The organism is Mesorhizobium sp. M0751 (assembly GCF_040320265.1).
Taxonomy (GTDB): Bacteria; Pseudomonadota; Alphaproteobacteria; order Rhizobiales; family Rhizobiaceae; genus Mesorhizobium.
This window is the reverse complement of the sequence record NZ_JAMYPH010000024.1, coordinates 47,805-74,302: the sequence shown is the minus strand read 5'-3', so window position 1 is coordinate 74,302 and position 26,498 is coordinate 47,805. Positions and strand designations below refer to the sequence as shown.

The following is a 26,498-nucleotide window of genomic DNA, read 5'->3' as shown; positions in this document are numbered from 1 at the left end:
GACAAGACAGGCTAGGCCTGTTCGTCATCGACTGGCCCTTGCGTCCTTCATTCGCATGCTTCGCTTCAATTAGCGTGAGCTAATATTTCGATAGCCGGCGCTGCCCCTCTAACCCCGCCGGTCAGGCCCGGCATCTTGCTGACAGCCCCGCCGGGTGGGTGCCGGGCCGCACCGTTCCTCTAGCACGCAGCGTTTTGTCGAGCGTGGAGGCCGTGTTTGGGCCCCTATGTGCCTCGCCCATCCACGAGCTGCCAAAAGCCACCATTGCCGCAGGACAGCGCTCATGCGCTGACCAGGGCCGCAGGCCATTGCTGGATCTGGCACGCGGACCCTTGTTTGTGCACGCTTCAGATCGAAAGCGGGTAAGCTCAGGATCACTCGTCCGGCCAGAAATCCTGAACCGAGCTATGGGCGAATGTGGCTGCGATGGCCACGAAAGATACTTGACGCGCAGCCTTCTCACGCCAGGTTTGAACCAATGGATCACCGGCTGCATCTTTAGGGCGTCTAGCCGTGGCACAGAAGGCGATTCCGCGGCTCCCCGACGAAAGTAGTTGCCAGCGTTGCCGTTGATCCAAGGCTGAAGGGGGACCAGGATGGCTGACGGCTACAGCAAGCCGGATTTCCGAGATCGCACCCACGTATCGGCGCACGAAATCCATGAGGTGAAATATTTCGCCGAGCAGAATGGCCTGACGCCAGACCAGGTTCGGCAGCTCATCAGGACCCACGGCAATGACCCGAGCCCGCTGAGGGAAGCTGCCAAGGCGCAGATGGCGCGTGGGCTTCGGAGGGCAAGCTTGCGCGCCGCGTCCAGCTTTTCCACTGCAAATTTCGCCAGTTCTCAAAATTTTTCCTCCATTTTGCGCGACTCAATTAGCATCTACTGATGGAACGTCGTCACGCCCTGCGAAGAGTCACGAATGGGTTTTGGGAAGTCTATGATATAGACGACGACGAGGTTGTCTTCATAGACGGGGTAGCTCTGACAAATTTGCAGGGAGAAGAGGCACTCGACGCCCTGGAGCTGCTAAAGGGCGGATTCCTGATCCCGAGCAAGCGAAAGTATTCCCGATTCTGACCTGGCGGTGAACTGCTGTCCGACAAGGTGCGGCATGGAATTATCGCCCATTGCAGATGCGCGACAATTCCTGCCGGCGCTCAAGTGCCAAGGCGCACCTTAGATACGCGATATTCTTGCGCAGAGATCAGGCCGGGCGGAGCCGGCCCTCGTCGGAGGTCGCGACACCCAACACCGCTCGAATGCATTCTAACGCTGCTAGGAGGGGCACGCCTGAGCTTCACCGAGCCAAGTCTTGCTAAAGTTCTGCTAGTCATTTCAGGGGACTTGGAAGCCATGCTATTGCCCTGTGGACGTTGCGACACAGCAGCGATTGGGGCACATTCCAGGCCATGTGCAATCTCTACAACATCACGACCAGCCAGGAGGCCATTCGCCAGTGGACCCGCGCCTTGCGCGATATCCTCGGCAATCTCGAACCCTCCATAGACATCTATCCCAACCAGCCAGGCCCTGTGGTGCGCAACACGCCGGACGGCGAACGCGAATTGGCCAATCTGCTGTGGGGCATGCCGACGCCACTGGAGCGGGTGAAGGGCAAGGCCGACTATGGCACCACCAATATCCGCAATCCGCAATACGGCCACTGGCAGCAATATCTCGGCATCGAGAACCGCTGCGTTGTGCCCGTCACCAGCTTCGCCGAGCCCAGCCCGACGCCCGGTGACAAGGACCCCGAGACCGGCATTCAGCGCAACTACTGGTTTGCACTCGGCGAGGACCGCCCGCTGTTCTTCTTTGCCGGTCTGTGGACGCATTGGCATGGCACTCGCAAGGTCAAGGACGGCCCCGCCGATCATCAGGTCTATGGCTTCATGACGACCAGGCCCAACGCGCTGATCGCGCCGATCCACGACAAGGCAATGCCGGTGATCCTGACCACGCCGAAAGAAACCGAGACCTGGCTCACCGCGCCGTGGTCGGAGGCAAGGCACCTGCAGCGCACGACGCCCGATGACGCGCTGGTGATCGTCGAAAAACCGGCGACACAGATCAAGTTCGCGGCAGCGCCTGAACAGGCGCCGGCGCAACGTTCGCTGTTTTAGGTATAGATCAACACTCGCTCCGCACTTAAGCGAACGGGCCTTGTCGCGCCGTCGCGCTCGCGCTTTGGCGCCCCCGGTGTGGTCTAGTGAGTTAGCTGTGGTCGGCTGTTCGCCAATATGCTTCCAGGCTGTTGGCATACGCCACGCAACCAGTTCCCCGTGTATGGAAAACTCTTGCAGCAGATTTTCGGCCGAGCACCAACTGGGATGTCCGTCATGGTGGCAGTAGATTCAAGGAAGTTCCTGTCATCTTCGAAGTGCAGGAACTTTTAATTGTTCGCCGGTTCAAGTACGCTTGTTCGGATGGCACGCGGAACGCGTGTGCAGGGAGGAGGAAGGCATGCTTCGGATTGCTACCCTTGCGACTTTCAGCATTGGCTTTGCCGTTTTCGCAACCATGTCGGCGCCGCAGTCCCAAGCCGCACCTTGCGGTATTGTGCATAAGCAGGCCCGCCAGCCGCTGAATGACCAAAATTTCTGGCTGCTCGCTGAACATGGCGGCAGGGCCTTCGTTGACCAACGCACTTGCCTCGTTGCCAGGATAGACAGGCTTGATCAGCCCGCCACGCTGAGCGAAGCGATGGGCTATTGCGCTACGCTCGGACAAGGCGGGCCGTATGGCGATATGGGCTGGCAACTTCCGACGATGGCGGAATTGACGAGCCTCGATTCGGCGGACTGGCCAAGGCAGCGCGAGGCGTTCGCGCAATACAAGCTGCCACCGCTCGCGCGTAGCGAAACCGAATACTGGACGCGCACTGAATGGCCAGGGCTGGCAGGGTCCTTCGCGGTCGTCACATTCAGTGCACCCACGACGCTGGTGCGTCCGCTTGAAGCGACCAAGAAGGCAAGCGCATGGTGCGTCTTTGGGGTGACCGCCACGGGCGTTGACTAGCTGCTGGCGTCACCTATTGAGCACCATATCGCTCTTATGCGAGCTAATGTTTCGGCGATCGTGGAAGGCATCATAGAGTCGTTATGAAGTTGCCAAATTGGCGACCGCCAGGCGATTGCTGGACGTCTGCTCTTCCTCAGCGCAGTTTCTCAGGCCAGATCGTGACCTTCCGCACTCGAACGGTGGCGGAGCGACGCTTGGACGAGGCCAAGCCAGCGGAAAAGACAATTCTTTACGATGTGTTAACTGCCTCGACACTTAGGCCGGGTTTTCCGGGATGGAACGCAAAAAGCCAGGTGTGTTGACAGAGAAACTGTTTTAACTTACTTTATTGAGGCGTTTTATAGCGAATGTGAGGTTGAATTGGCCACGCCTTTGGCTGCCAATTTTCGCTGTAACGAGCAAATACCAAAAGTAGCCTGCTAGATATTGCCAGTAAAAAAGCAATGGGGCCGCCGCTTCGGCGGAAGGGGAGGCTTTTGTGCATTTTCCTTTGGTCGTTATGTTGAAGAGATGCGTCTTCAATACAGCGATCATCTTGGCCGCGGTTCTTGTGCTCGGCGGAGGGGTTGACCTCGCGGCAGCCCAGCAAATGTGCGGCTCCGCGCTATCGCAGTGCGACCTGCAGACCGACTCCGCATGTCTTGAACGCACCTATGCGTGCGGCGAATATGATACCGTTATCCAGTCGCTCTTCGTCGAGCGGTTCGAACCGACGCCCGACCAGAAATACTTTGTCGGTGCGTCGTTCTACGGACGCCATATTCGTGAACGCGCCGCCGGCGTGCAGTGCGAGATGGTGAAGTTCGCGCGCGAATACCTGACCGACTATCTGTCCGGCGTCGAGGCTGCGTTCACCACCAGCGGCTTCTTCGGCACCATGCGACAGATGGATCAAATCTATCATGCCGCGCAGATGCTGAATGACCTTGGCGGCGTCACCGGCTGTCCCGAATCGGCGCTGACACGCGCTACCGTCGAGGACATTGCCCGCAGCGAAGCCGTGCGCTATGCGCGCTCGGTGTTCCTGCAGCCGCCGGCGGAAGCCCGTTCCTCGTTCGACACGCTGCAACTGGCGCTGAGGAGCTTCGTCAGTCGAGCGTCCGATCTCGAGACAGGCATCGCTCTGCGCCGCGTCGAGATCAAATCGGCCGATACGCACTTGAAGGCGATCCGCGCCATTTTTGCAGAGATATTCGGACCGGTGAGCGGTGCGGGCGCTACGCTGGTCGCCAACACCTCGATCCTCGATGGGCTGGCGGCCAAGACAACGCAGATGCTGCGCTCCGTCGAAGTCTCGGAGGGGGAGTTCAAGCGCGCGCTCGGCGACGTCACACCTGAGCAATACGCCAATCTCAATCGCAACACTGTCGCAAGCGCAGAGGACTTTCTCAAAATCTCTGCGTTCCACATCAACATGATCGGGGTGCTGCTGCCGACCGATCCGGCAAAACCCTTCTGGCGACTGGACGCCGAGGTTCATGCCGACAATGCGGCACAGGGCGCATTCAACGATCTCGCCAAAATAAAGGCTGACTGGAAAGCGCATGGCGCCGCGACCGGAATTTGCGCCCAGGCTGGCGCGGCCGACAGGGTGTGGTACTGCCGATGACAAGCATCCGAGCCCTTGAGCTGTTCCTGATCGTCAGTTGCGTCCTGGCCGGCGAAGCCGGCGCCGCATCGATCCTGGAGCGCGCTTACACGTCGGAGAAGCTCGACAGTTTCTGGAACGCGACGCTCTCTGGCGCGACGCCCGAGACGACCCGGTTCAGCCTGCTCGCCCCTGGTCCCGCCGCCGTCGAACCAAGTCACGAGGCCACACAGCCCGATTTCGGCCTGCCCTTCGCCGGCGAGGTAATCGGCGAGGCATCGGCCCCTTCGGGCGGCAGCCGCGGCGTCGGTTTTCCGGTCATCCCGCTTTCGGCCGACGATGCTTCGGTACTGATGCGCCGCCTCGCATGGGCGGAGATTTATCTCAGCCGCTACCGCTTCTTCGCCCCAGTTTCGACCGATAGTGCCGAAGAGCTCGCCGCCCTCGTCGGCCGACAATACGCAGCCGCCGTCGAGGCTTATCTGATCACCGGGCGACTCTACTTCTCGGGGGCCGACTTGCCGGAGAAATGCCGGCATCTGACGAGAATGAACGAGATCGATGTCGGGCCTTTGTCGGGCGCAAGCGCGGATGCGCTGCCTGCCGCCTGGCGTCCGCTATTCCCGATCGTCGAGGCCGTGCGGGCACGACTCGGCTCGGACGCCTTGGCGAAGCTGGTCTGTTCGGCCAAGCCAGTGCGCGGGCGCGCTGAGACGACCGCGCTGATCGAGACGCGGGTGCGCGGCCAGATCGTCAAGGCGGTCAGGACGAAGGTCGACGATACGCTCAACCTGATGAACACCGCTTCGACCGAATACCAGTCGCTGGTCAACGAGATGGACGTGTCGATCAAGTCGGCCGAGGTGATGGAGCTTGAGCGTGTGCTCGGCAACGCGCAGGCCAATATGGTGCTAGTCAAGGCGGATCAGCTGAAGGCAGCCGAGACGATCGCGACGCTGCAAGCCGTCGATCTCTCCAGCCTCAACCAGCCGGATTCGCTGAAGGAGTTCGAAGAGGGGAAGGCAAGGATGGCGCAGATCGTCGGGCAGATCGAAGGGGTGATGACGGCCCTGTCCGATCTCACGCATGTTGTCGACGATCCGGCGATCACAGCTGAGCTTTCTTCCTGCGCAGGACTGGGCGGAGCGTATTCAGCGCTCGACCTCACGCTCGACACTGGCGCGCTGACCGCGAAAATCAGCAGCCCCTACGAGGACTGTATCAACCATGCCCGCGCAGTGGTGGCACGGTTCCAGAATCCGTCGCTTTCCAAGGCCCAGATGGCCGAACTTGCCCGGCATGTGCGCCAGATTTCCGAGATCTTTCTGACGACGGGGCAGCCATGAGACAGTTCTTGCTGCTTTGCGGACTGGTTGCCGGCATCGTCTTCGGCACTGCGGGAATGGCGCGCGCGCAAGATTGCATGGCGCTCGACATCGACGCGGCCGCCGGCCATGCCGGCGAGCTGACGACGCTGCTCAAGATCGCCAATTTCCGAGCCGACGTAAAATATATGGGTGAAGTCGCAACCGAACTTGAACAGTTCCTGACGACCTGCGGCGACGAGACGACCGGACGGCTGGCGATCGTGTGCGATTTCGACTGCCACCTGCAACTCGGACGCTATCGCCTGTTCCTCGCCGCCGACATGCCCTTCCTGTCGTCGGCGAGCGGCGTCAGCCGCAACGATACGCCGGTTTCGCCGCAGGCCGCGCAGGAATTCGGCCGGCAAGGCATCGAGATCGTCGACCGGGGCCTTCGCATTCTCGCCCGACAACAAGGCGGTGATCAGGGCACGGCGGCGGGAGAAGATGCGAGCTACCGCACCTTCGTGCGGCAGCTCACGGCGCTGTCTTCGCTGAAGATCCAACTGCTGATGAACACCGGCGACGTGTGGTATCAGACCGTCTCGGAGGCTCGCGTCAAGGCGCTCGACTTCCTGGTCAGCGATACACTGGGCGCCGTCGGAGGCGCTGGTCTCGACAGCCAACCCAACCTCTCCAAGGCCTACACCAACTACGAAGCCGCCATGTGGGTGCTGGTCGAGACGCAAATGGATATTCCGGGCGAGTCCACCTACGACGACCTTCGCGCCGACCTGCTGCTGCAGCAGAGCGACCTCGATGCGCGCATGGACAGCGTACGCAAGGGCTTCCTCTTCCTCAATATCGACCCGATGCAGTTCACGACGATCCCGTTCGAGGACCTGCAGCAGGCCCTAACCGAGAGCGAGCAGCGGTTGACCGAGGTCGAGCGCAATGTCGAGGCGCTGGTTGAACGGTGGTACGCCAACAAGGAAGGGGAAGCCACGCGCGCGCTCGACGAGGAGCGGACGATCCGTAGTCAGGAAGTCAACCTGATCGCCCACAAGATCGGCAAGCTGGAACACGAGGCGCAGACTTTCGCCACCACTGTCCAGCAGGAGATCAACGCGGTCGACGCCGAGAAGGACACGTTCGGCTATCGCCAGCAGATCAGGTCGCTGGAGATCGAGCTCGGCACGAAGATCGCCGAGTTCGAAAACCAGCGCCGTCAGATCAATGACAGGCAGGAACTCGACCTGATCGTCCTCTCCAAGGAGGCCGAAGTCGAGCGGCGCAACGAACTGCGCTGGCTGCTGAACTGGGAAATGACGCAGATGAACCTCGATCTGCAGATTTCCTCGCTCGAGAGCCAGATCACCGAATATGCCCGCCAGACCGAGCGCAACGCCAACCAGCTCGAACAGGCAGTTCGCCAGCGGCAGATCCTTCAAACCCAGATCGCCAACAACCAAGGCGCGATCGCCCGCGCCAACGACGCAATTACCGAACTGCAACTGCGCCAGACCGATCTCTATCAACGCCGCCGGGCCGTCGACCGCGAGCAGCTTTGCGGCATCGAGAATCAGCTCGCCCTGATCGGAGATACGGCCGACCATCCGTTCACGCCGTTGCTCGCGGGCGAACAGGCATGCCAGACCGTGACGCCAGCCTTCACGCGCAACCAATACGTTGCCCAGATGTGCGGCCCGGATGGTCAGTCGGGTCTCAGGGCCCAGCTCCTGAACTCGCAGACACAAGCGAAAGCATTCCTGATGAAGTGCGTTATCGGCAGCGCCGACTTCGCCGATGTCGAGCCGCTGATCGCCGACCAGCAGATGATCACATCGAACATCTCGCTGCCGCAGGAACTTGCGAACGTCGATTGCGGGTCTTTTTCCCAGACGGAAACGGACTTCGCCAAGAAACTCTACGAAGCTGAGCGGGACCTCTATGCGAGGAGAAAGGCGGACCTTGAGGAGGCGCGTGACCAGGTCGACGGCCAGTTGTCGGAAGTGATCGCTTGGTTCGTCGCGTTCAACGGCACCACACAGGCCGCGCAGGTCATCCTGACTTCGGTGCAAGGTGCATACTCGATCGGCGCTGCGGTGCCCGAGATCATCACCTGCGCCTGCGGCTTGGGCAGTGGTGTCGCGACTGTGGTGGACGTCGCCAAACCGATCAGGGCGGCCTTGGAAGCGGCCCAATCCATCCTGTCGACGATCATCAGCACCGGCCAGATCACTCAGGCGAATATAAATGAAATCAACGCGCTGAAGCAGCGCCTCACGCAGCTCCGCCAGGCGATCGCGCAACTCGATCTCGACAAGGCGCTCAAGGCAAGGGCGCTGGTCGACACCCATTTCCAATTGGCCGGCCGGCTGGCGCAAGGGGCACAGGACATCAAGGAATTGGCGCTGCAAGGCTCGATGGCGGCGGTCGATTGCCAGAGCCAAGATCTCAGCATCGACGAGCAAGTGGCGCGGCTCAAGTCCGACCACGAACGCATCCTCGCCGGACTCGATCTTCAGGCCCGCGAAAACGACATGCTCAGTTTCCAGGTCACCGACCAGCAACGCACGATCGACCGGCTGACCAACGAGATCGCCATCCTCAACCTCGAACTCGACAAGCTGTCCCTCTCGGAAGCTCAGCTCAACCAGGACAATGCGCGCGTGGCAGAACTGGTCGCGGCAACCAACGGCCGCATCGAGCGCGTGCGTGCTGCGCAGACGACCGTAACCGGCCTCGCCGAGGAATCGAATGCCTCGACCAACCTGATCAACGAACTGCGCGACCGGCAGAAGGACAAGATGCTGGCGCTGAGCGAAGCCGAGCTCGCCTTCGTCGAACAGCGCATCACACAGTCGCGCGGGAACACCGAGGAACTCGTCGCAGGCCTGAACCAGGCCAAGGACCTCGGTCTCAAAAGCCGCGCGCTGCAGGACAGCATCCTGAAGTTCCAGAGCAACGTTCAGGCCGAGGTGACAAAGCAACAGGAAGACATGACGAAGCTCGTCACCCAGATTGACGATCCGGCGACGCGCAAGAATCTGTTCATCGCTACCCAGGAGACCGTCGCCGACCTGATGAAGGGCATCCCCGAATATCTGGTGACCAAGCGGCGCGTGCTCGAGACCGCCAACCGGCTGATGCACCTGATGCGCCGTCGCTTCGAAGTGGTGCAGGCCTTCACCGGCGAGGCGGCGACTGTGCCCGCGGTCTATGTGCGTAACGCAACCCAGCTCCAGGCGATGATCGACGACATCGTCGCCAAGCGCTTCTTCGACGAGCGACAGATCAATATCGATGTCGCCCAGATCGTTGTGCCCGCCAATTCCGGCTTCGCCCGCAAGCTCGCGCTTGACGAGAATGTCGAGTTCGAGGTTTCGCCCTTCGCGTCGACCGAGGCGCTGATGAAGGCAAACGGCTATTTCGCGCTGTGGGCGCCCAACAAATTCCGTGAACGCAAGAACCTGACCCTGATCGACGTCTTCGTCGGTACCGACTACCAGTGCACAGGGACGCAGTGGAACCGCTTCGCGTTGCAACACCGCGGCAGCGGCTTCGTCCTCAAGCCGCTGACCAAGGGGTCGAGCGAGGTCCGCGCCGACATTTCGGTCGGGCCGGAGCGGGTCGCTTTGCAGACCTTTTTCAACCAGGCCGACAGCGGCGACGAGATCACCCGGATCATCCGCTACTGGGTTCAGGATCGCTACCAGGCGCGCAAGTTCCCGCGGGCGCCCGGACCGTCGAACGACACGAGCCTGATCCTGCCCTATCTCGGCGCGCCGCTGATCGGTTCGTACCGATTGTCGCTCCAGCCGAGCGACTGCCCGTTCGATGGCGCTGTGTTCACTCTCTATTTCATCTTCGCGAGCGCGCCGTGAGAGCCGTCGTTGCCGCAGCAGCGCTTGCTCTGGCGCTTGGCGAGACGGGAGCAGTCGCGCGCGACCTGTTCGTCGACAATCTTGCCGGCTATACGATCGAATCGCGCGTTCTCGACGCTCCCAACTGCGAGGGGCCCGCCATTCCGGATGGCACGCTGAAGACCTTCGAGCAAGGCATCTGCGTCTTCCACCGCCCGGCCCGCAGTCCCGACGACAGCCGACGCGCGGCGAACCTGATGCGAGAGGCGCAGACACGCGGACTCCCGCCCGTTCACCAGCAGCTCGCCGGTCTGATTTCGGGCTTGGCCAACTGCGCCGAGGCGACGCGTCACCTCGACGCCTATCGCGCTTCGGGCAACCAGAGCCGGATGGAACAGACGCTGTTTTGTCGCGACCGGCGGCACAGCCAGGCTGACTTGAATGCGATTGAATGGAATCATGCGTTGTTCGAGTATGCCGAAAGGCTCGGTTCGAACCGAACGCTCGACCAGAGGCTGGCCGAGATGAGCGCTTGCGAGGCCGGCCCCTTGAGTGCCGATTTCGACGCCCAGTGCGGCCTGATCTCCAATCTGTCCGACACCGAGATCGATGCCTTCGCCGACGGGGCGGCGGGCAAGGTGATCGAGAGCTACTTCGCCAGCGTCGAGAGCCCGATCACGGCGATGTTTTCCCGAAAGCTTAAGCGCGCCGAGGGCCTGATGCAGAGTTCGCGCGCCGGCATCGACGACATCAAGGCCGGTGCCGACGCAGTGAACAAGGAGTATGCCGCGCTGAACCAGGTCTACGAGGCGGCGCGCGACACCAAGATGGGGCCGATCTACAGCGCCTACCGCGAGGCGATCCTCGGGGCGACCTCGATCCTTGACGAGTTCGACCGCTGGAAAGGCGGGCTGTTCATAACCTCGGAAAACATCAACCTGATGCCGAAGATCACGGAACGTTCGGGTGAGATCACCGGCGAGAAGACCCGCGTCGAAGGCCTCGCCTTCGAAGCCAAGGCGGGCGCGCTGGTCGCAGACATCAAGCGCATCATCAATGCTGACGCCGAGAACCGCGCCACTGTCGCCGCGCTCTGCCGGATCTACTTCTGCGAACTGACCAATCGCCGCGCGATGGCCGACGTCATCCGCACCTGCCGCCGGCCCGCGCTGGCCAACAATCCGCTGTGCGTCGGCCAAAACGGGCAGATCACCAGCGGAAATCTTACGGTCGACTTCCAGGGGCCGCACTCGATCTCGGTCAAGGAGTTGTGCCAGTCGGCTGGCCTCGATCCGTTGATGACCGAGGTCAACATGGATCCAGCCCGCGCAGCAAGCTGCCTGAGCGAATTGCGATGAAACAGGCGGCCGCCTTGCTCGCCCTGTTTCTCGCGGGCGCTTCGGTGGCCAGCGCCGAGCCGCAGCTTGCCGCTTTCGTGACCGACCAGAACAAGGACGTCTATGTCGCGCTTTTCGACGGCAAGGCGGTGGAACTCGCCGGCTGCGCCAGCCCAGGCCAGGCGAAGCGGCTGCTGCACCTGCCCGACACCGCCACCGTGTCGCAGACGACGCTCGCCAAGCTTCAAGCCGAAAGCGGCTTCGGGGCGCAGCCACGGCTGCCATGCCTTGGCACCGCATTCGATATTGACTGGCCGGCGACAACCGCGATCTGGGCCGATGTCGCGGCATCGGGCAATTATTATCTCCCCTCCCCCTCGGGCAGCGGCTATTTCGCCGTGCCTACCGCCTGCGCGGAGATCAAGGCGGCGCTCGCCATCCGCGAGCGACTGCAACTGCCGGGGGTGCTCCAGGGCTTCGTCGCGCCGCCAAGCGTGGGGACACCGTTCGTACTCGATTGCGGGCGCGGCGATCTCGGCGGCCCGTTGGACCTGGCACTGCCGAGCGCGGCCCGCTGGAGCCTGCACCGGTTTGAAACCTTCCTCAGCGCCGACAGCATCGGCGACACGGTCTATGTCGTGCGCTACACGCCGCCCGGCGAAGGGGTGCAGCCGTCCTATCTGCCCATTGTGCGCCTCGACGGCAGGGCGACGCGCGACATCATCGTCGATGCGGCTGCGGCGGAAGCGGTAGAGAAGAAATTACGGGCATTCTTCGGAATCGCCGAGGCCGAGGCCGTAACTCTACTCGGTGCCGACGCGGTCGCCGCGCTTCGTTCGGCACCCTTCGTCGACCTGTGTCTGTCGAATTGCGAGGGCTATCAGCGCGAGCACGCGGCCTTCGCGCAACCGGGCATCGACCTCGGCCTGTCGCCGCTGCCAGCCGGCCCGTCCATCAGCTCGCTTGACTCCCTCGGCAATGCGCGGCTGGACTGGACCTTCGCGGACGGGCGAAGCCTGTCCTTCACGGGCTGCCCGCTTCTCACCTCGGCGCTCGGCCTGTCTGCCCCCGGCATTGGCGATTGGATGGGCGAGACCGATCGAGCGCTGACATCCGCTCCGGCGCCGGCTACCGGCTTCGACTGTCGCGGCTCGGCCAGCGATACGTGCATTCGCCGCATTAATGATGGTGGCACGCTGACGCTGACGCAATTCTCCGCCGAGGGCGATTGCGCCGGGCGGATCAATCTCAGGCTCGAACTGCCCGCAGCGGTCCAGGTGCCGCAGAGTCTGATCCTGAAAGGACTGCCGTTCAAGACGGTGCACATGGCGCCGGCCCCCGGCGTCACCCGCACGCGGGTCGTCGGTACCGCCAACCGCGTGCCGGGCGGAACCTCGTCATGCATCCTGTCCGCGACGGACGTCATCATCGTCGCGGATGGATTGCCGCGGCTCGAGCTCGAGCGGATCGATCTGGCACGGGCAGCCGATCAAACGACCGACGAGGTCGTCGCCGTGATCGCCCAGAACGGCACTGTCGCGCTCGACAATGTGACCATCGGTACCGTGGCGGATGGGTTGTCGCCGGTGGCGCGTGGCGTGTCTCTGTGCCTGGCCGATCTTTATGCGCGCGGCCTCAGGGTGGAAGCAGACATGCTGGCGATCCAAGGCGTAAGGGCACGGCTGCTGATCTCGGCCCAGACGCCCGCCCGCTCCAGCATTGTCCGCGCGCGCTTCGGCGCGGTGCTTACCTCCGACAGCCTGATGCGGGTGGAGTCTACCGACGTCTCCGCGGCCAATCCGCTGGTTCTGCGCGGGGCGATCGTGGCGGGCCGCTCGGTTGGCTTCGCACCCGCGGCCACTGGCCTTGCGGTCGGCTCTGCGATCCAGCTCGAGCGTGGTTCGTCGGCGAATTTCACCACCTCGACGGTATCCGGCTTCCGCTGTGCGGTCAGTTTCGCAGACAGCGGCTCAAGCGCCAGCTTCCTGCTGCCGGGCAACGACATCGCACGCGACAATACGAGCCGGGCTTGCGGGCCAGGCCGCTTCACCCTGGTCGAATAGAGCGGAAAGGAGAAACCAGATGAACCGCATCGCTGGCTCGCTGCTACTCCTGCTGACGCTGCTCCTGGCGATCGATGCCGGTCCGGCCCGCGCCGAGGAGCCGAAGGTCGTCCTGTTTGAGGACCCGACGCTGAACGCCAGCCGCTTGCACTATCCCCTGCTCATCACCGAGGGACGCGGCTACCGCATCCGCTGCAACGACCAGGCTGACGAAGAGGCGGTGATCCGTGGACTGGGCTTCGCCACCGTTCCGTCGCAAGTGCTGACGGCCGTCGACAATGCGGTCATCGCGGCCGACCCCGCCGCCAATCCGCTGTTGTGCCCGTCCGACGAGAACTACCCGATCAAGGTCTTTGCGCACGACGGCGGCAGTGGGCTCGTCTACTACCTTCAGTTCCCGACCGATTTCGGGTCAACATCCTTTTCCGATCAACTCTACATTCCCGGCTGCGCGGCCCTTGTCGCGGAACTCAGACTCAACCTCAGTCAGGCGATAAACGCCGATCCCACCCCATTCTTCGCCGGAAAGGTTCATACCATCGCATGCGTCGCCGGCGCGCCGCTTGTCGGCAGGCCGACGACCTTTGCCAGCTGGTGTATCAAGGATGACCTCGATCCGGCTCAGCAGACGACAGTCGAGGAATTGCTTGCCCTGACACCCGGCGGTGCCTCCGCGCTGGGCAATCCGGCGGCGTGCGCAAGCGCGCAGGATTTTCTCGCGTCTAGCACGACGCTCGACCTTGCCGGGCGACGGCTGACCAACCTTGAGCCGCTGGCGACACTCACCCATCTGACGAGCCTGACCTTGTCCGGCAATGAAATTGCCGACACGCGCGATCTCGAAAAGCTGACCGAGCTCACCTTCCTCGATCTGTCGCGAAACAGGATCGGCAACATCAACGTAGCGGCAGCAATGAAGAAGCTGACCGACGCCGACCTCAGTTCCAACCAGATCGCCGATCTGCGACCGCTCGCCTCGGCGCGGGCTTTGACGCGGCTGGTTCTGGCCAACAACAAGGTGACGGACGTGTCACCGCTGCGGTTTCTCCAAGAACTCACGGCGCTCGACCTGTCTAAGAACCGGATCGCAGATGCGCGCGCCTTGATGGGCCTGACGAAGCTTACCGCCCTTAACCTGCGAGCGAACCGCCTGGCCACTGTGCAGTCTGTCAGCGCTATCCTGCCATTCAATCCTTCGCTGGACGGCAATGCGGTCTGCATCAGTCGGCCCGAGCACCCAACCGCGGCCTCGGGCAAGATTTTCGAAGCCTGCATTACGGCAATCAAGGAGGCTGACGTGGTGCTGGCAAACATGCAGACCGGCAAATGCCTGGCTGTTGCCGAGGGGCGCCTCGACAACAACGCGCCGGCAGTACAGTTCGACTGCGACAGCGACCGGTGGCGCCGCTGGAAGCTGGTCGAGACGGACGACGGTTTTCAGTTGCAGAACGTGCGGACTGGAAAATGCCTGACGATTGCCGGCGGGGTCAGCACCGAAAACAATGTTCCGGCCCTCCAATTCAACTGCGACCGGGACGCTTCGAGACGCTGGAAGCTGACCGCGACCGGCGACGGCTTTCAGGCCGAAAACGTGCTGACGAAAAAATGCCTGACGATCGCCGGCGGGGTGAGCACCGACGACGACATCCCCGCCCTTCAGTTCAACTGCGACCGCGATCCGGCACGGTTCTGGAGCATACGGGCGGCCGACCCCGAGGTCGTACTGGTGAACAGGCAGACCGAAAAGTGCCTGTCGGTCGCGGAAGGAAGAACCGACAATAACGCGCCGACGGTGCAATTCGACTGCGACGGCAGTCAATGGCAGCGCTGGAGGCTGGTTGAAGCAGGGGACGGTTTCCGGGTGGCGAACGTGGAGACCGGCAAGTGCCTCACGATTGCCGGCGGGGTCAGCACCGACAACAACATTCCCGCCCTGCAGTTCAACTGTGACGACGATCCTTCCCGCCGCTGGAATCTGATCGAGACGCGGGACGGAGTTCAGGCAGAGAACGTCCAGACGGGCAAGTGCCTCACGATTGCCGGCGGGGTTAGCAACTTGAACAACATCCCGGCCCTCCAGTTCACCTGCGACCGCGATCCGTCTCGCTATTGGACCATCAAGCCGGCGGACGCGAGATAGCGTCGCTGGCGGCTCGCTTGATCCGCATCTGAGCCTCGAAAGGAGAAACCAGATGAACCGCATCGCCCGATCGCTGCTCCTTCTCCTCCCGGTCCTGCTCGTGACCGCCGCCGCCGGCCCGGCCCGCGCGGACGAACCGAAGGTTGTGTTGTTCGAGGATCCGGCCCTGGAGGCAAACCGGTTGCACTATCCGCTGCTTATCTCGGACGGGCGCGGCTACCGTATCCGCTGCAAGGACCAAGCGGACGAAGAAGCAGTGATCCGTGGACTTGGCTTCGCGACGGTTCCCTCGGAGGTGCTAACTGCCGTCGACAGCGCGATCGTCGCGGCAGATCCCGCCGCCAACCCGCTGCTGTGCCCATCGGGTGAGACATATCCGATCAAGGTGTTCGCGCACGATAATGGCAGCGGCCTCGTCTATTACCTGCAATTCCCCTCCGACTTCGGCGCGACGACGTTTTCTGACCGGCTCTACATTCCTGGCTGCTCGCTGCTGGTCACCGACTTGAAGCTCAACCTCGACCAGGCTCTGAACGCTGACCCGACGCCGTTCTTCGCCGGCAAGATCCACACCATCGCATGCCTCTCCGGCGCGCCGCCGGTCAACAAGCCAACGACCTTCGCCAACTGGTGCGTCAAGGGCGACCGCACGCCGGCAGAAACGGCGACCGTAATGGCGGTGCTCGATTCAACGCCCGGTGGGGTATCGGCGCTTGGCAATCCCGCCGCCTGCGACGCTGCACAGACCTTCCTGGAATCAATCACGACGCTAAATCTGAACGGCAAGGGCGTGCAGTCGCTCGATCCGATTGCGGTACTGACGAACCTCGCCAGCCTGTCGATTGCCGAGAACTCGATCGCCGACCTCGGGCCGCTAACCAAGCTCAAGGCGCTGACCTTCCTCGACATTTCCGGCAATCACATCAGCAACATCAACGCGCTGACGCCACTGACCGCGCTGACGCGAGCCGACCTCTCCGACAACGACATCACCGACATCCGCGCACTGTCAGCGCTGGCGTTACTCACGAACCTTACACTCGACAACAACAAGATCGGCAACCTTGAGCCGCTGCAATTCCTGCAGGCGCTCTCGACACTGTCCATCGGCAACAATGGCCTTGCAGGCGACATGCTCGAACCGCTCAGCGCGCTCGGCGGCCTGACCAGCCTCAACCTTGCCAACAACAAGATCGAGACCTTCGCCAATCTCGGAAGCTTTCCCTCGACGCTAGCCATCAATCTCAGCGGCAATCCAATCGTAGCGGACGGCGGGCAGAGCTTCGTTGATCTATGCGTGCTGCACCGCGACGCCGCGACCCCGCTTGGGCAGACCATTCGCGCCATGGTCGAATTGGAGGGCGGCGGAACATGTTCGGCGGTCGGCAACAAGCTGCTGGCGACCACGGCGCTCGACCTGTCGTCCAAGATCGTCAGCGACCTGCGTCCGCTCGCCACATTGCCGCAACTCACCTCGCTCAACCTCTCGAGCAATAACATCACCGACGTCGCGCCGCTCGCCGGCTTGACCAATCTCGGCATACTCAACCTGTCGAAGAATTCGATCGCCAATGTCCGACCGCTGGCGGCGCTGTCGGGCTTGATCAATCTCGATCTTTCCGACAATCCTGTACAGGCGACCGATTTCCTGTCGGCATGCCTGATGCGCAACCAGACCGACTTTCTGACGCCCGCGCAAGCCGCCGAAGTAAACGCGCTGCTGTCCATCTCAGGCAAGACTGTCTGCGGCAAAGCCTATGACGATCTCAGCTCACGCCAGTTCGCCGACGCGAAGAACCGTGGGTTGACCAGCGTCTCGCTGTTCCCGGTGATGGGCAATCTGACCTCCATCGACCTGTCCGACAACCAGCTGTCCGATGTCTCGCTGCTGTCGGCGATACCGGGACTGACAAAGCTTTGGATTCGCAACAACCAGATCACCTCCATCCAGGGAATATTGCAACTGCGCCGCCTCGAACAACTGAACGTCGACGGCAATCCAGTGTCGAACCTGATCGGCATCGGGGTACTCAACAAGCTGACCAAGCTCTATTTCTCGAACACGCACGTGCAATCAGTAACGCCGTTGGCGGACCTGCCGTTGCTCGACGATGCCGGCATGCGCAACCTGCCGCTACAGTACGCCAGTTTCGCTGAATACTGCACCGTCTACCGCTTCGATTCGATCGCGCTCGGCGACGCGCGCGGTTTCATGGCGGCACTCGACAGCCGCATGCAGGCCGAGCATGTCGACAGCACCGATTGCAACGCAGCGCAGAACTGGGCGCAGTCACTGACCAGCCTGTCGCTGAACAAGAAGTCGATTATCGCCGTCAATCCTGTGGTCTATTTCCGGGCGCTGGGCGAACTCAACCTGTTCGACAACCTGATCACCGACGCCTCGCCGATCGCATCGCTTACGGAGCTTCAGAAACTGAACCTCGCCACCAATCGGCTGTCGGCGATTCCGCGCTTCGGCTCGAGCGGCCTCAAATACATCTACCTGAATGACAACCAGATCAGCAATGTCGGCAATCTATCGAACATGCAGGCGTTGACGGATGTCGATCTGCGCAACAATCGGGTCTTCGATGCGCTGCCGCTCGGCTCGCTTCCGGCGCTGTCGGTCGTCGATCTGAGGGGCAACCGGATTGAAAACTTCTCTCACGTCCATCCGGTGATCGGAAAATCCTATCTCGGTAACAATCCGATCTGCTCGTTCCCGCAGCCGCTCCTCCAGCAAGTCAACGAAGCCTGCAAGCGCGAGCCGTTGCGCATCTTCGATGGAAACATTCACCTGCAAGACGCGATTGCCGTCCAGCCCTCGGTCATCTGTCCACGGCCGAACTGCTTACAACTCATCATCGTGAGCCCGCACATTCATCAGTAATGCCTGCATCCGAAGAGGTAGCCCCATGTTCGCAAAGACCTTTGCCATCCTCGCAGCCCTGACCGCCAGCGCCGCAGTGCTCGGTTCCCCGGCACACGCCGAAGACAAATCGGCGACGTCGATCGTCCAGTTACCTGCGGCCGGCGGCACCGTCACGCAGGAGGAAGGCAGCTTCACGCTGAACAACAACACCGGATCGGCGAACTTCACTTTGCCGCTACCCAACCTGCCGACGCGCGGCCAGTTCGGGCCGCAAATGAGTCTCACCTACAGCCAGTTCGCGGGTGACAGCGGCAACGGCCTCGGCATCGGCTGGCAGTTCAACACCCAGGCGATCGCCGTCAATGACGATCTCGGCACGGCCTTGCCCGGCACCAAACCCGGCGGCGACTTCTTCTCCCGCCTATCGTACATGGGCGCGCGGCTCGTCTTCGTCGGAAACCAGAACGGCGTCTGGGAGTACAAGCCGGAATACGCCGAGGATTTCGTCAAGATCCTCTACCACACTGGCACGTTCGACGTCGTTTCGCTCGACCTGACGGGTGGGCTGCACACCGATACCATCTCCTCAGGCTTCGAGGTGACAAACGCCGACGGAACGCGGCTGATCTTCAGCGGCGATCGCTCCGTGGCGGAGGGCAATTTCGACGTAGCCGCGCCCTACGTCACGAAATGGCCGCTGGTTCTGCAGCTCAACGCCAACCGCGAAGCCGTCCGCTATGAATACCAGCGTTTCGGTGGACGCAGCTATCTCACAAAGGCCAGCTTCGCCGGCGGCCAGAGCAGCTATCAGTTCGACCTGATCGAAACGCAATCCACGCTCGTCAGCCACACCAATGGCAGCAAACAGGAGAACGCCCGGCTCTACGGCAAGATGACGGCCAAGTTCAAGGACACCGTCTACGCCCAATGGTGCATGGGATATGTCGGCCGTGACACGAATGACACCTCCAAATTCGTCGTCCGGGCGCATCCGGACTGCCTCGCGAAGGCCCAGGCCGACCTGACACCGCTCATCGACACGCAGTCGGTCAACGTGCTCGACCAGCTGCGCGTGCTCTACCGATATGGCGATACCGGCGGCGAGGCGCTGGCGCAATCGACGCTGAAGTTCCCGGATATCCACTTCGGCTATTCGTCGTGGACGAGCGCCGAGCTGGCGTCGCGCTCCGTCGTATTCGAAGCCCCGAAGATGGCGTTCGCTGGCGACATCCCTCCGCAGAATTTCGAGTTGGCCGACCTCAATATGGATGCGCTGGTCGACATCGTGCAAAGCAAGGATGATGGCGCGACCGTGCATCTTGGCAGCGGCGACCTGAACAGCGCCTTCGGCGACACGACCCAGCTCGTCCTGTCGCGTCCGACCGAGGCTGGACTGATGCGCCAGATCGCGCCCCGGCTCACTGACAACCGCTTCGCTTTTGCCGACATCCTTGGTGACAGCTTCGTCGATATCGTCGAAATCGAAGATGGGTTGATGCACGTCTATGACGGCAGGGCCGACGGGACCTTCCCCTATCTCGGCCGGTCGATCCCGCTGCCCGGCGTCTCGCCGACGACATTCGCGGGCGGCAACGGCCGCTTCGCCGACGTCAATATGGACAGCCAGTCCGATATCGTCACGACGCGCCTCAACGCTGATGGGCGCACCGAATGGCGGATATTCCTCAATCTCACACGGCGCCAGGCCGATGGCGGTTACAGCGTCAATTTCGGCGCGCTGACCAAGGCGTTCCCATTCAACAGTCAGGACGGCCAGATACTCGGCCGCAACAATGTGCGGATGGTCGACATCAACGGCGACCGGCTGCCCGATCTCGTCGTCATCCGTCCAGCCGACCAGGGCTTCTGCCTCTACGAGAACGAGGGCAACATCTTCTCGACTGACCCGAATGCGCTGCTGTTCGGCGATGCCGCGATCAACGATCCGCTCTGCGGTCACGGCACCTTCTCAAAGATCGGGGGCATGCAGTCCGGCGATAGCCTCGCCACGATGTGGTACATCGACGCCAATGGCGACGGCATCATCGATTTCGCGTCGATGGGGGAGCGCACCGACCAGATGCGCATCTGGCTCGGCTTCGGCGATGGGACCTATCTGAAGGATCCGCTCAGCATCGCGCTCAATCTGCGCGTTCAACTCGGGACGTCGACGCAAACCTTCGCCTCGCGCGTCGCCGACATCGACGGCGACGGCCAGACCGAGATCATCGTATTCCAGAAGCCGTCCGGCGACGAGGTAAAGCCCGTCGTCGTCATCGACTTCAACCGCACCGCGACTATGCAACTCGTCAAGGCGAACCTGCTGACGGTCGTCGACTTCGATTCCGGCCGCCGGCACGACATTCGCTACGCGACCTCGATCGACGAGATGCTGCGCGACCGCGCCAACGGCCAGCCGACGCGCAACCTGCATTTCCCCGTTGTCGTCGCCAAGCAGCTCGTCACGTCGCAGGGCATACCAGGCCAGGTTCGCGCCCAGGTGCAGACGGACGAATATTTCTACCACAATCCCTTTTATGACGTGATCAATCGCCGCTTCATCGGCTTCTCGGAGGTCGAGAAGGTCGCTTACGGCGACGAGAACGCGGCCGGCCAGCGCGTCACGCAGCGTTCCAGCCTCGATCGCGAACAGTATTACACCTTCGCAGAAAGGGCGGCCGACCTGAACCTCGCCGGCAAACTGAAGATCCGCAAGACATACGAAGTAAAGCCGGAGGCGACGCTCGTCGCGAGCGCTGAGACAACCGAGACGCTCGATCCGTCAGCGGCAGCGCTGCACTCGCTGTCGACCGCTACACGCAGCCAGAAGCTGCCGACGACCGGCATGATGCTGAAATGCGAATCGTCGGTGTGGGAGGCATTTCCGCGTGGCGACGGTTCGTCCTATCTCAGGAAGGTCAAGGAGACGCTGACCGACTCCGCCGGCGAGGCCGAACAGCAGGATGCGGCCGATCCCGAATGCAAGGATCCGGTCAAGACCCAGACCTATGCCGGTTTTGACGAATTCAACATGCCTACGTCGGAGACGGTCGGGGTGCGCGACATTCCGGGACCGGAGCGCCTGACGGTTCCTGGCTTCAATCGTACAACCCAGACCGACTACACACAGTCGCGCGCCGATCTGGCGGCGCTCGGCATCGTCAACGCGGCGTCCGAGCAGCGTATTCTGGCCGGAACCCGGCTGCTCAGCCGCGAGAGTTTCACCTATCTGCCAAATTCCGGCGGTCGGATGGGGTCGCGAACGCTGGAAGTACTGTCGGGACTTGGCGCCCTGCCGCCCGCGCTCGAACAGTTCCGCAACGCCAGCCGAAAGCTGGTGAAGACTATGGGTTACGATGTCTTCGGTAACAGTATTTCGATCGCCGACGAACTCGGCATCACCGAGTCGGCGATCTACGACCCAACCGGTACCTTGACGCTCAGCTACACCAAGGCGTCGGGCGGTGCGGCCGAGCTCGATCAGATGACGAAAATGACCTATGACGGGCCGCGCCAGGGCACCATAGCGACGACGACAACGCCCTTGGGCATGGTCGTGACGAACAGCTACGACGCCCTCGGCCGCAAAACCCGGGAAACCGCCACGGACGGCGCCGAACGCTTCTACACTTACAAGATCGGCGAGCATGGGCTGCCGTCGCTAATCCTTACGGCGCGCCGCCGCTATGCGAGCGCTGCCGAGACACCGGAAGGCGAGAGCGAGTTCATCGCGGACCTCGCCGCCTATGACGCGCGCAGCGAAAAGGTCGCCGATCTGGAGAACGTCGCTGAGGGTGGAGTGCGGGTCAATAACTTCTCACTCTACAACCGCAATGCAAAGCAGATCTTCCGCTGGACGCCTTTTGTGGTGAAAAGCTTCGGCGGCGTTGACAATCTCAACCTGCAGAAGGTGTTCGATCTTGGCGATGTTCCGCGCCCCGATCACGAAATCGGCAATGCCTACACCTATGACCCAGCCGGCCGGATGGTCCGCGAAACCCATCCGTCGGGCAAGGTGTCCGCCATGACCTTCCAACCGTGGGGCACGCTGACGATCACGACCTACAACGACCAGTTCGACGGCACCGTTCAAAGCAGTGAATATTCGCTGAAGAACGAGAACGGCGTGACAGCATCCATCGCCAGCAATGGCGGCGGCACGATGCATATCTCCCGCTTCGTGCGCGATTCCTTCGGCTACCTGAGCGAAATCTGGCTGCCGGGCGAGACGACGCCGCGGCGGCTGATCTACAACTCCGTCGGCGACATCGAATTCCAGTCGATCCCGGGAATGGGCGACCGCTACGCCTTCTACGACGCGCGCGGTCGCCAATCGGTGATCGCGCGGGTCGGCAGCAATGGCGAAACGTCGGTCCAGACCTTCACCTACGACTTCCTCAACCGCAAGCTAACCGAGGTGAACGATGGCGTGGTTCACCTCGAATACCGCTATGACCGCGCCGTTCAAGTCGCCTCCGCGGCCGGGTTCGAAACGCCGATAGCGCTGCCCCTCGACAAGACGACCGAGGTGATCATTCACGATCCCAACGGGGCATTCGACGCCGTCCAGCGCTACGCCTACAATGCGAACGGCCGGATGGTTACCCATGAGGTGGAGATCGATGGCGCGAAATACGCCGATCATTTCCACCACACGCTGGATGGCCGCATAGATTCGTCCGAAGGTCCGCGCGGCTTGGCGTCGAAATTCGCGCTGGGGCCCGACAAGAACCTGCGGTCGGTGACAGTCACGCATCCCGATTTTTCAGGACCGGAGAAGATCATCGAGAATATCACCTACAATCCCGAATCACAGATCGAGCGGGTCGATTATCGTCTGGGCGCATTCACCCGGATGACCTACGATCCAGCCACCCTGTTCCTCACCCACATCGTTACGCAAGCCGGCGGCAAACCGCTGCAGGATTTGAGCATGACCTTCAACGCCAACGGCTCGATCACCCAGATCGTCGACGCGTTGGCGCAAGGCGCGGGCAGCGACGGACATGTCGACCGGTCGGGAACGTTCCACTACAATTTCAAGAACGAACTCGTGCGGATCGCTCGTTACGGCCAGCAGGCCGAATTCGGCTATTCGGCGGCGGGAACGTTTGCCCGCAACGACGAGCTCGAGCCCGGCGCGCGGATAGCGCCGTCCGCCGGCGCCGTGACCGGCCTCATCCCGGCCGGCAGCGCATCGAAGCCCTACTCCTTCGACGGATTCGCCCAACTTGCGAAATCGCCGACCTTGACCGGAACGGTGTTCGACATCAACGGACGCTTGATCCGCGCTCAGACTGCGACCAATGAAGTGCTCTACGGCTACGATCAGACGGGGCGTCGCCTCTACAAGAAGGTCATCCCGACCGACGGATCGGGTCCGGAGCAGCTTTACCTCTACCCGGTCGACACGTTCGAGATCGGTCCGAAAGGCGAGGAGAGCTATGTCAACATCGCCTCCAGCAAGCTCGTTCGTCTGGAACACGGCACCGGCAAATGGTTCTACTATCTAAAGGATCATCTCGAGAGCAGCGACTATGTCATCTCCTCCGACGGCGTTCCCGTCGAGCAGATGCTCTACCGGGCGTACGGCACCGAACATGGGCCGGAGACGCTGGCCCCTGCCTGGGCCCAACACCTGACGGATGTCGCCGCGGAGCTGCCGCGTGAGAAGACCCACCATCGTTTCACCGGCAAATATCTCGATGACGATACCGGGCTCTACTACTATGGCGCCCGCTACTACGATCCGGCATTGGGGCGGTTCATTTCGCCCGATCCGCTTTACGTCGGCGATCCGGAGAAGTGTACCGGCAATTCGACGTCCTGCAATCTCTTCGCCTACGCCAACAACAATCCGATGGCCTTCCTCGACCCGACCGGCCTGAAGGAGATCGTTGCCGGCGACGCGGCCTACCGACGGCAGGTCGAAGAGGACATCCAGCGAATTGATCCGACCGCACGGGTCGACAGTAAGAGTGGCGAGGTATCGCAAAATTGGCTGCATGGCGCCTGGCTGGACGTGAAGAACTTCTTTGTCGGATCCAACTCCTTCGACAGCGGCCGCGAGTTGATGCGCCGGGTCATCGCCGACCCACAAACCACGACGATCCAGAACGAGCCGGGCGTCACCGCGGCCCGCAACAAGGATCCGTTGGTGAACCCGGAATCGACAAAGGGCGACGTGATCATCGGCTATGACCCGGCTGCGTCGCGCACACGCACGTCTGTCGAGTTCGACAAGTCCTCGGGCACGACTGCGTCCAATCCGGCGGATCCTGGCATCGTGCTCGGTCACGAGCAAATCCACGCCACGCACCGCATGGCCGGCCAGCATTCGGGGTTCAAGGATGCGCCCTACGTAGGTCTCGATGGCAAGTCATATGCTTTCCGCAACGAGGAAGCACGTACCATCGGTGTCGGCGGCACACGCCGACCCGACGACATAACGGAGAACCAGTTGCGCGATATGCTCGGCATCAAGCCGCGCGTCCATTGGTGACCGAGACAGCGACCAAGGAGGAGACTTTGACATGCGACTCCCGAAGCTTACGTCGATCCTCGCCGGTTCCGTGCTCATGTTTGCGGCAACGGCAGCGGCGCAATCCATGAGCAAGCAACTCAAGGAACCGCAGGCCGTGCCGCTCGATTTCCTGACATGGATCCAGCGCGATCCGGCTTGGCTGCAGCAACAGATGGCTACGCTCGGCGCCGCCGGCGGGGTGAAAATCGGCAATGACATGCTCGAAACAACAGACGTGGAGGCGTTGAAGGCGGTTAACCGCATCCGCAGCTTCGCCTACCTCGCGGCGAAGGGATTGAATCCGCCCTATTTCGACCTGTCTGTCGCCGGCGCGGATAAGACCGTCCGATGCATCACCTCAAATCCCAGGAGCATCGCGCCCGACATCGGGCCGATGGACTTTGCGAGGACGTCATTTCCGGCGGAGGCCGCCGACCAAACCGAACTGAAATCCTGCACGGTCACAGGCAAGGGTGTAGACTATGCCGGCCTTGAACGGGCCGCCTTTCGAGACCGCTACTTCAACGCGTCAGGTACATTGAAGCCGGAATTCCGCGACCTCGGCGACGATCCAGCTTTCAAAGCCAAGGCGATTGACGAGGGCTTCTTCCTGACGACAGAGGACTATAGCGGCCTGTTGCAGCTGGACTTGCGGTAAGCAGCTACGAGTAGCAGCAACAGCCGCGAGCGTCTGGGCTGGCCCAGACGCTCGCGTCCTGCTGCCTTGAGTCAGGCTTCGCTGGCTCGGCAACCTGCGCACTCTACCGTCTAACAGATCACCAATATGGCGAGCTGGAGGTGCCGCCGGGGCATCGCGACTTAACGCGAATGATCGCAAGATAGCGCTTAAGACCAGCCACACTCGACGATGAGCAGCATGTTGGCTTGGCGCGCCCCAAGCTGTCCATCGGCCCGCTGTGGTCACTTCCGCGTGGAATATTCCTCCGGGAGTGGTAGAAGACCAAGGTTCGGCATGCGGTAGTCAGGCTCCTTCTCCGCGACAATGGCCAGCACCTCGTGCAATTTGTCGACCAGCCCACAAAGTTGCCAAAACAAGGGGCCGCTTGCTTTCAGGTTGCGTTGCGCAGAAAGCACCGCGTCGCGGAGGCCTAGTGCCTCCCTTATGATCTCCTCAGCGTCCCGAGCAAACAGTCTGTCATACCGGCCTTTTCGTCTGCCCATGCGTATCTCCTTGGCTATAAGCACCCGCCCAACACGCCGTCAAAATAGGAACATATTCCTCGTCGAGTCAATTCGCTCTTGACATTTTTGTTCCCGTTTTGTTCAATTGAACAGAAACGATTGGAGGCATCGCCATGGACCACATCGTGACGCTGGACAGCCGCCAGGAGGCGGCCCTTCAGGCCATCGCCGACAAGTTCATTGCATTGCACAAGGGCGATGCGGTGAAGGCATTGAAGGAGATGATCGTGCTGAATGGACACTTGCATGAACGGCTTGATGAACTCTCGGCTCCGCGTCGGGCAAACATTAGGAGGAACGACAATGGGCATTATTCGCCTCGACGCTGAAGCCAAAGCTGAACTCCATTCTGAAGCGGTCAAGCTCATCGCCCGATACGAAAGCCCCCTTGAGACTGTAAAGGCGCTCATGGCGTATAACTGCGAGCTTGAGACTCAAATTCTGGCCCTCGCTCACCGGCACCCAGGATTGGTAGCGCTGGGTTACGACGACACGCCGCCAATCTTGGGATGAGCCATGGATATCGGAACGGCCGCCATGTCGCACGACGGGTATGGTGATGACGGCGAGTGACTCA

General features: G+C 61.8%; 15 protein-coding genes. 14 read left to right on the top strand and 1 reads right to left on the bottom strand.

Features of this window, described 5'->3' with window-relative positions; all coding sequences use genetic code 11:
* The first annotated feature begins 596 nt into the window (after positions 1-596).
* From NKI19_RS28000 to NKI19_RS27945, 12 genes are all read left to right on the top strand, one after another.
* The gene (locus NKI19_RS28000) at positions 597-890 is read left to right on the top strand and encodes a DUF3606 domain-containing protein (RefSeq protein ID WP_352566616.1); all 294 of its coding nucleotides are present in this window, start codon (positions 597-599) and stop codon (positions 888-890) included.
* Between the two features lie 523 nt (positions 891-1,413).
* A complete protein-coding gene (locus tag NKI19_RS27995) occupies positions 1,414-2,127 on the top strand; it encodes an SOS response-associated peptidase (RefSeq protein WP_352566614.1) in 714 nt (237 codons plus the stop codon).
* Between the two features lie 295 nt (positions 2,128-2,422).
* Positions 2,423-3,022, top strand: a complete 600-nt coding sequence (locus NKI19_RS27990; RefSeq protein ID WP_352566612.1) for an Lcl C-terminal domain-containing protein — start codon at positions 2,423-2,425, stop codon at positions 3,020-3,022.
* 538 nt (positions 3,023-3,560) lie between these two features.
* On the top strand, positions 3,561-4,634 hold the full coding sequence (locus NKI19_RS27985; protein ID WP_352566610.1) for a hypothetical protein: 1,074 nt from the start codon (positions 3,561-3,563) through the stop codon (positions 4,632-4,634).
* The gene (locus tag NKI19_RS27980) at positions 4,631-5,959 is read left to right on the top strand and encodes a hypothetical protein (protein ID WP_352566608.1); all 1,329 of its coding nucleotides are present in this window, start codon (positions 4,631-4,633) and stop codon (positions 5,957-5,959) included. The genes NKI19_RS27985 and NKI19_RS27980 overlap by 4 nt, the downstream gene beginning before the upstream one ends.
* Positions 5,956-9,804 carry a coiled-coil domain-containing protein gene (locus NKI19_RS27975; RefSeq protein WP_352566606.1) on the top strand — a complete coding sequence of 1,283 codons (3,849 nt, stop codon included), beginning with the start codon at positions 5,956-5,958 and terminating at the stop codon, positions 9,802-9,804. The genes NKI19_RS27980 and NKI19_RS27975 overlap by 4 nt, the downstream gene beginning before the upstream one ends.
* Positions 9,801-11,141, top strand: coding sequence for a hypothetical protein (locus tag NKI19_RS27970; protein ID WP_352493287.1), 1,341 nt, complete (start codon positions 9,801-9,803; stop codon positions 11,139-11,141). The genes NKI19_RS27975 and NKI19_RS27970 overlap by 4 nt, the downstream gene beginning before the upstream one ends.
* Positions 11,138-13,183, top strand: coding sequence for a hypothetical protein (locus NKI19_RS27965; protein WP_352566604.1), 2,046 nt, complete (start codon positions 11,138-11,140; stop codon positions 13,181-13,183). Before NKI19_RS27970 ends, NKI19_RS27965 begins: the two co-directional genes overlap by 4 nt.
* A gap of 19 nt (positions 13,184-13,202) precedes the next feature.
* A complete protein-coding gene (locus NKI19_RS27960; protein WP_352566602.1) occupies positions 13,203-15,323 on the top strand; it encodes an RICIN domain-containing protein in 2,121 nt (706 codons plus the stop codon).
* 52 nt (positions 15,324-15,375) lie between these two features.
* Positions 15,376-18,213 carry a leucine-rich repeat domain-containing protein gene (locus NKI19_RS27955; protein WP_352566600.1) on the top strand — a complete coding sequence of 946 codons (2,838 nt, stop codon included), beginning with the start codon at positions 15,376-15,378 and terminating at the stop codon, positions 18,211-18,213.
* Between the two features lie 25 nt (positions 18,214-18,238).
* Positions 18,239-24,697: an RHS repeat-associated core domain-containing protein gene (locus tag NKI19_RS27950; RefSeq protein ID WP_352566598.1), complete on the top strand. Its 6,459-nt coding sequence runs from the start codon at positions 18,239-18,241 to the stop codon at positions 24,695-24,697.
* A 136-nt stretch (positions 24,698-24,833) separates the two neighbouring features.
* Positions 24,834-25,376 (top strand): hypothetical protein, encoded by a 543-nt coding sequence (locus NKI19_RS27945; protein WP_352493292.1) that lies wholly within the window; start codon positions 24,834-24,836, stop codon positions 25,374-25,376.
* A 263-nt stretch (positions 25,377-25,639) separates the two neighbouring features.
* Here the strand turns inward: NKI19_RS27945 and NKI19_RS27940 are convergent, their stop codons facing one another.
* Entirely contained in the window at positions 25,640-25,900 is a 261-nt protein-coding gene (locus NKI19_RS27940; protein WP_352493293.1) for a hypothetical protein, read from the bottom strand.
* Between the two features lie 134 nt (positions 25,901-26,034).
* Between NKI19_RS27940 and NKI19_RS27935 the strand changes: the two genes are divergently transcribed.
* Together NKI19_RS27935 and NKI19_RS27930 are read left to right on the top strand one after the other, a co-directional pair.
* Entirely contained in the window at positions 26,035-26,250 is a 216-nt protein-coding gene (locus NKI19_RS27935) for a hypothetical protein (protein WP_352493294.1), read from the top strand.
* Entirely contained in the window at positions 26,225-26,434 is a 210-nt protein-coding gene (locus NKI19_RS27930; protein WP_352566596.1) for a hypothetical protein, read from the top strand. The genes NKI19_RS27935 and NKI19_RS27930 overlap by 26 nt, the downstream gene beginning before the upstream one ends.
* Positions 26,435-26,498 lie beyond the last annotated feature (64 nt).

Excerpts from the sequence above, each read along its gene's own strand:
- NKI19_RS27975 (WP_352566606.1), top strand. The coding sequence starts at position 5,956 with ATGAGACAGTTCTTGCTGCTTTGCGGACTGGTTGCCGGCATCGTCTTC.
- NKI19_RS28000 (WP_352566616.1), top strand. The coding sequence starts at position 597 with ATGGCTGACGGCTACAGCAAGCCGGATTTCCGAGATCGCACCCACGTA.
- NKI19_RS27960 (WP_352566602.1), top strand. The coding sequence starts at position 13,203 with ATGAACCGCATCGCTGGCTCGCTGCTACTCCTGCTGACGCTGCTCCTG.
- NKI19_RS27935 (WP_352493294.1), top strand. The coding sequence starts at position 26,035 with ATGGACCACATCGTGACGCTGGACAGCCGCCAGGAGGCGGCCCTTCAG.
- NKI19_RS27995 (WP_352566614.1), top strand. The coding sequence starts at position 1,414 with ATGTGCAATCTCTACAACATCACGACCAGCCAGGAGGCCATTCGCCAG.
- NKI19_RS27965 (WP_352566604.1), top strand. The coding sequence starts at position 11,138 with ATGAAACAGGCGGCCGCCTTGCTCGCCCTGTTTCTCGCGGGCGCTTCG.
- NKI19_RS27955 (WP_352566600.1), top strand. The coding sequence starts at position 15,376 with ATGAACCGCATCGCCCGATCGCTGCTCCTTCTCCTCCCGGTCCTGCTC.
- NKI19_RS27950 (WP_352566598.1), top strand. The coding sequence starts at position 18,239 with ATGTTCGCAAAGACCTTTGCCATCCTCGCAGCCCTGACCGCCAGCGCC.
- NKI19_RS27940 (WP_352493293.1), bottom strand. The coding sequence starts at position 25,900 with ATGGGCAGACGAAAAGGCCGGTATGACAGACTGTTTGCTCGGGACGCT.
- NKI19_RS27930 (WP_352566596.1), top strand. The coding sequence starts at position 26,225 with ATGGGCATTATTCGCCTCGACGCTGAAGCCAAAGCTGAACTCCATTCT.
- NKI19_RS27980 (WP_352566608.1), top strand. The coding sequence starts at position 4,631 with ATGACAAGCATCCGAGCCCTTGAGCTGTTCCTGATCGTCAGTTGCGTC.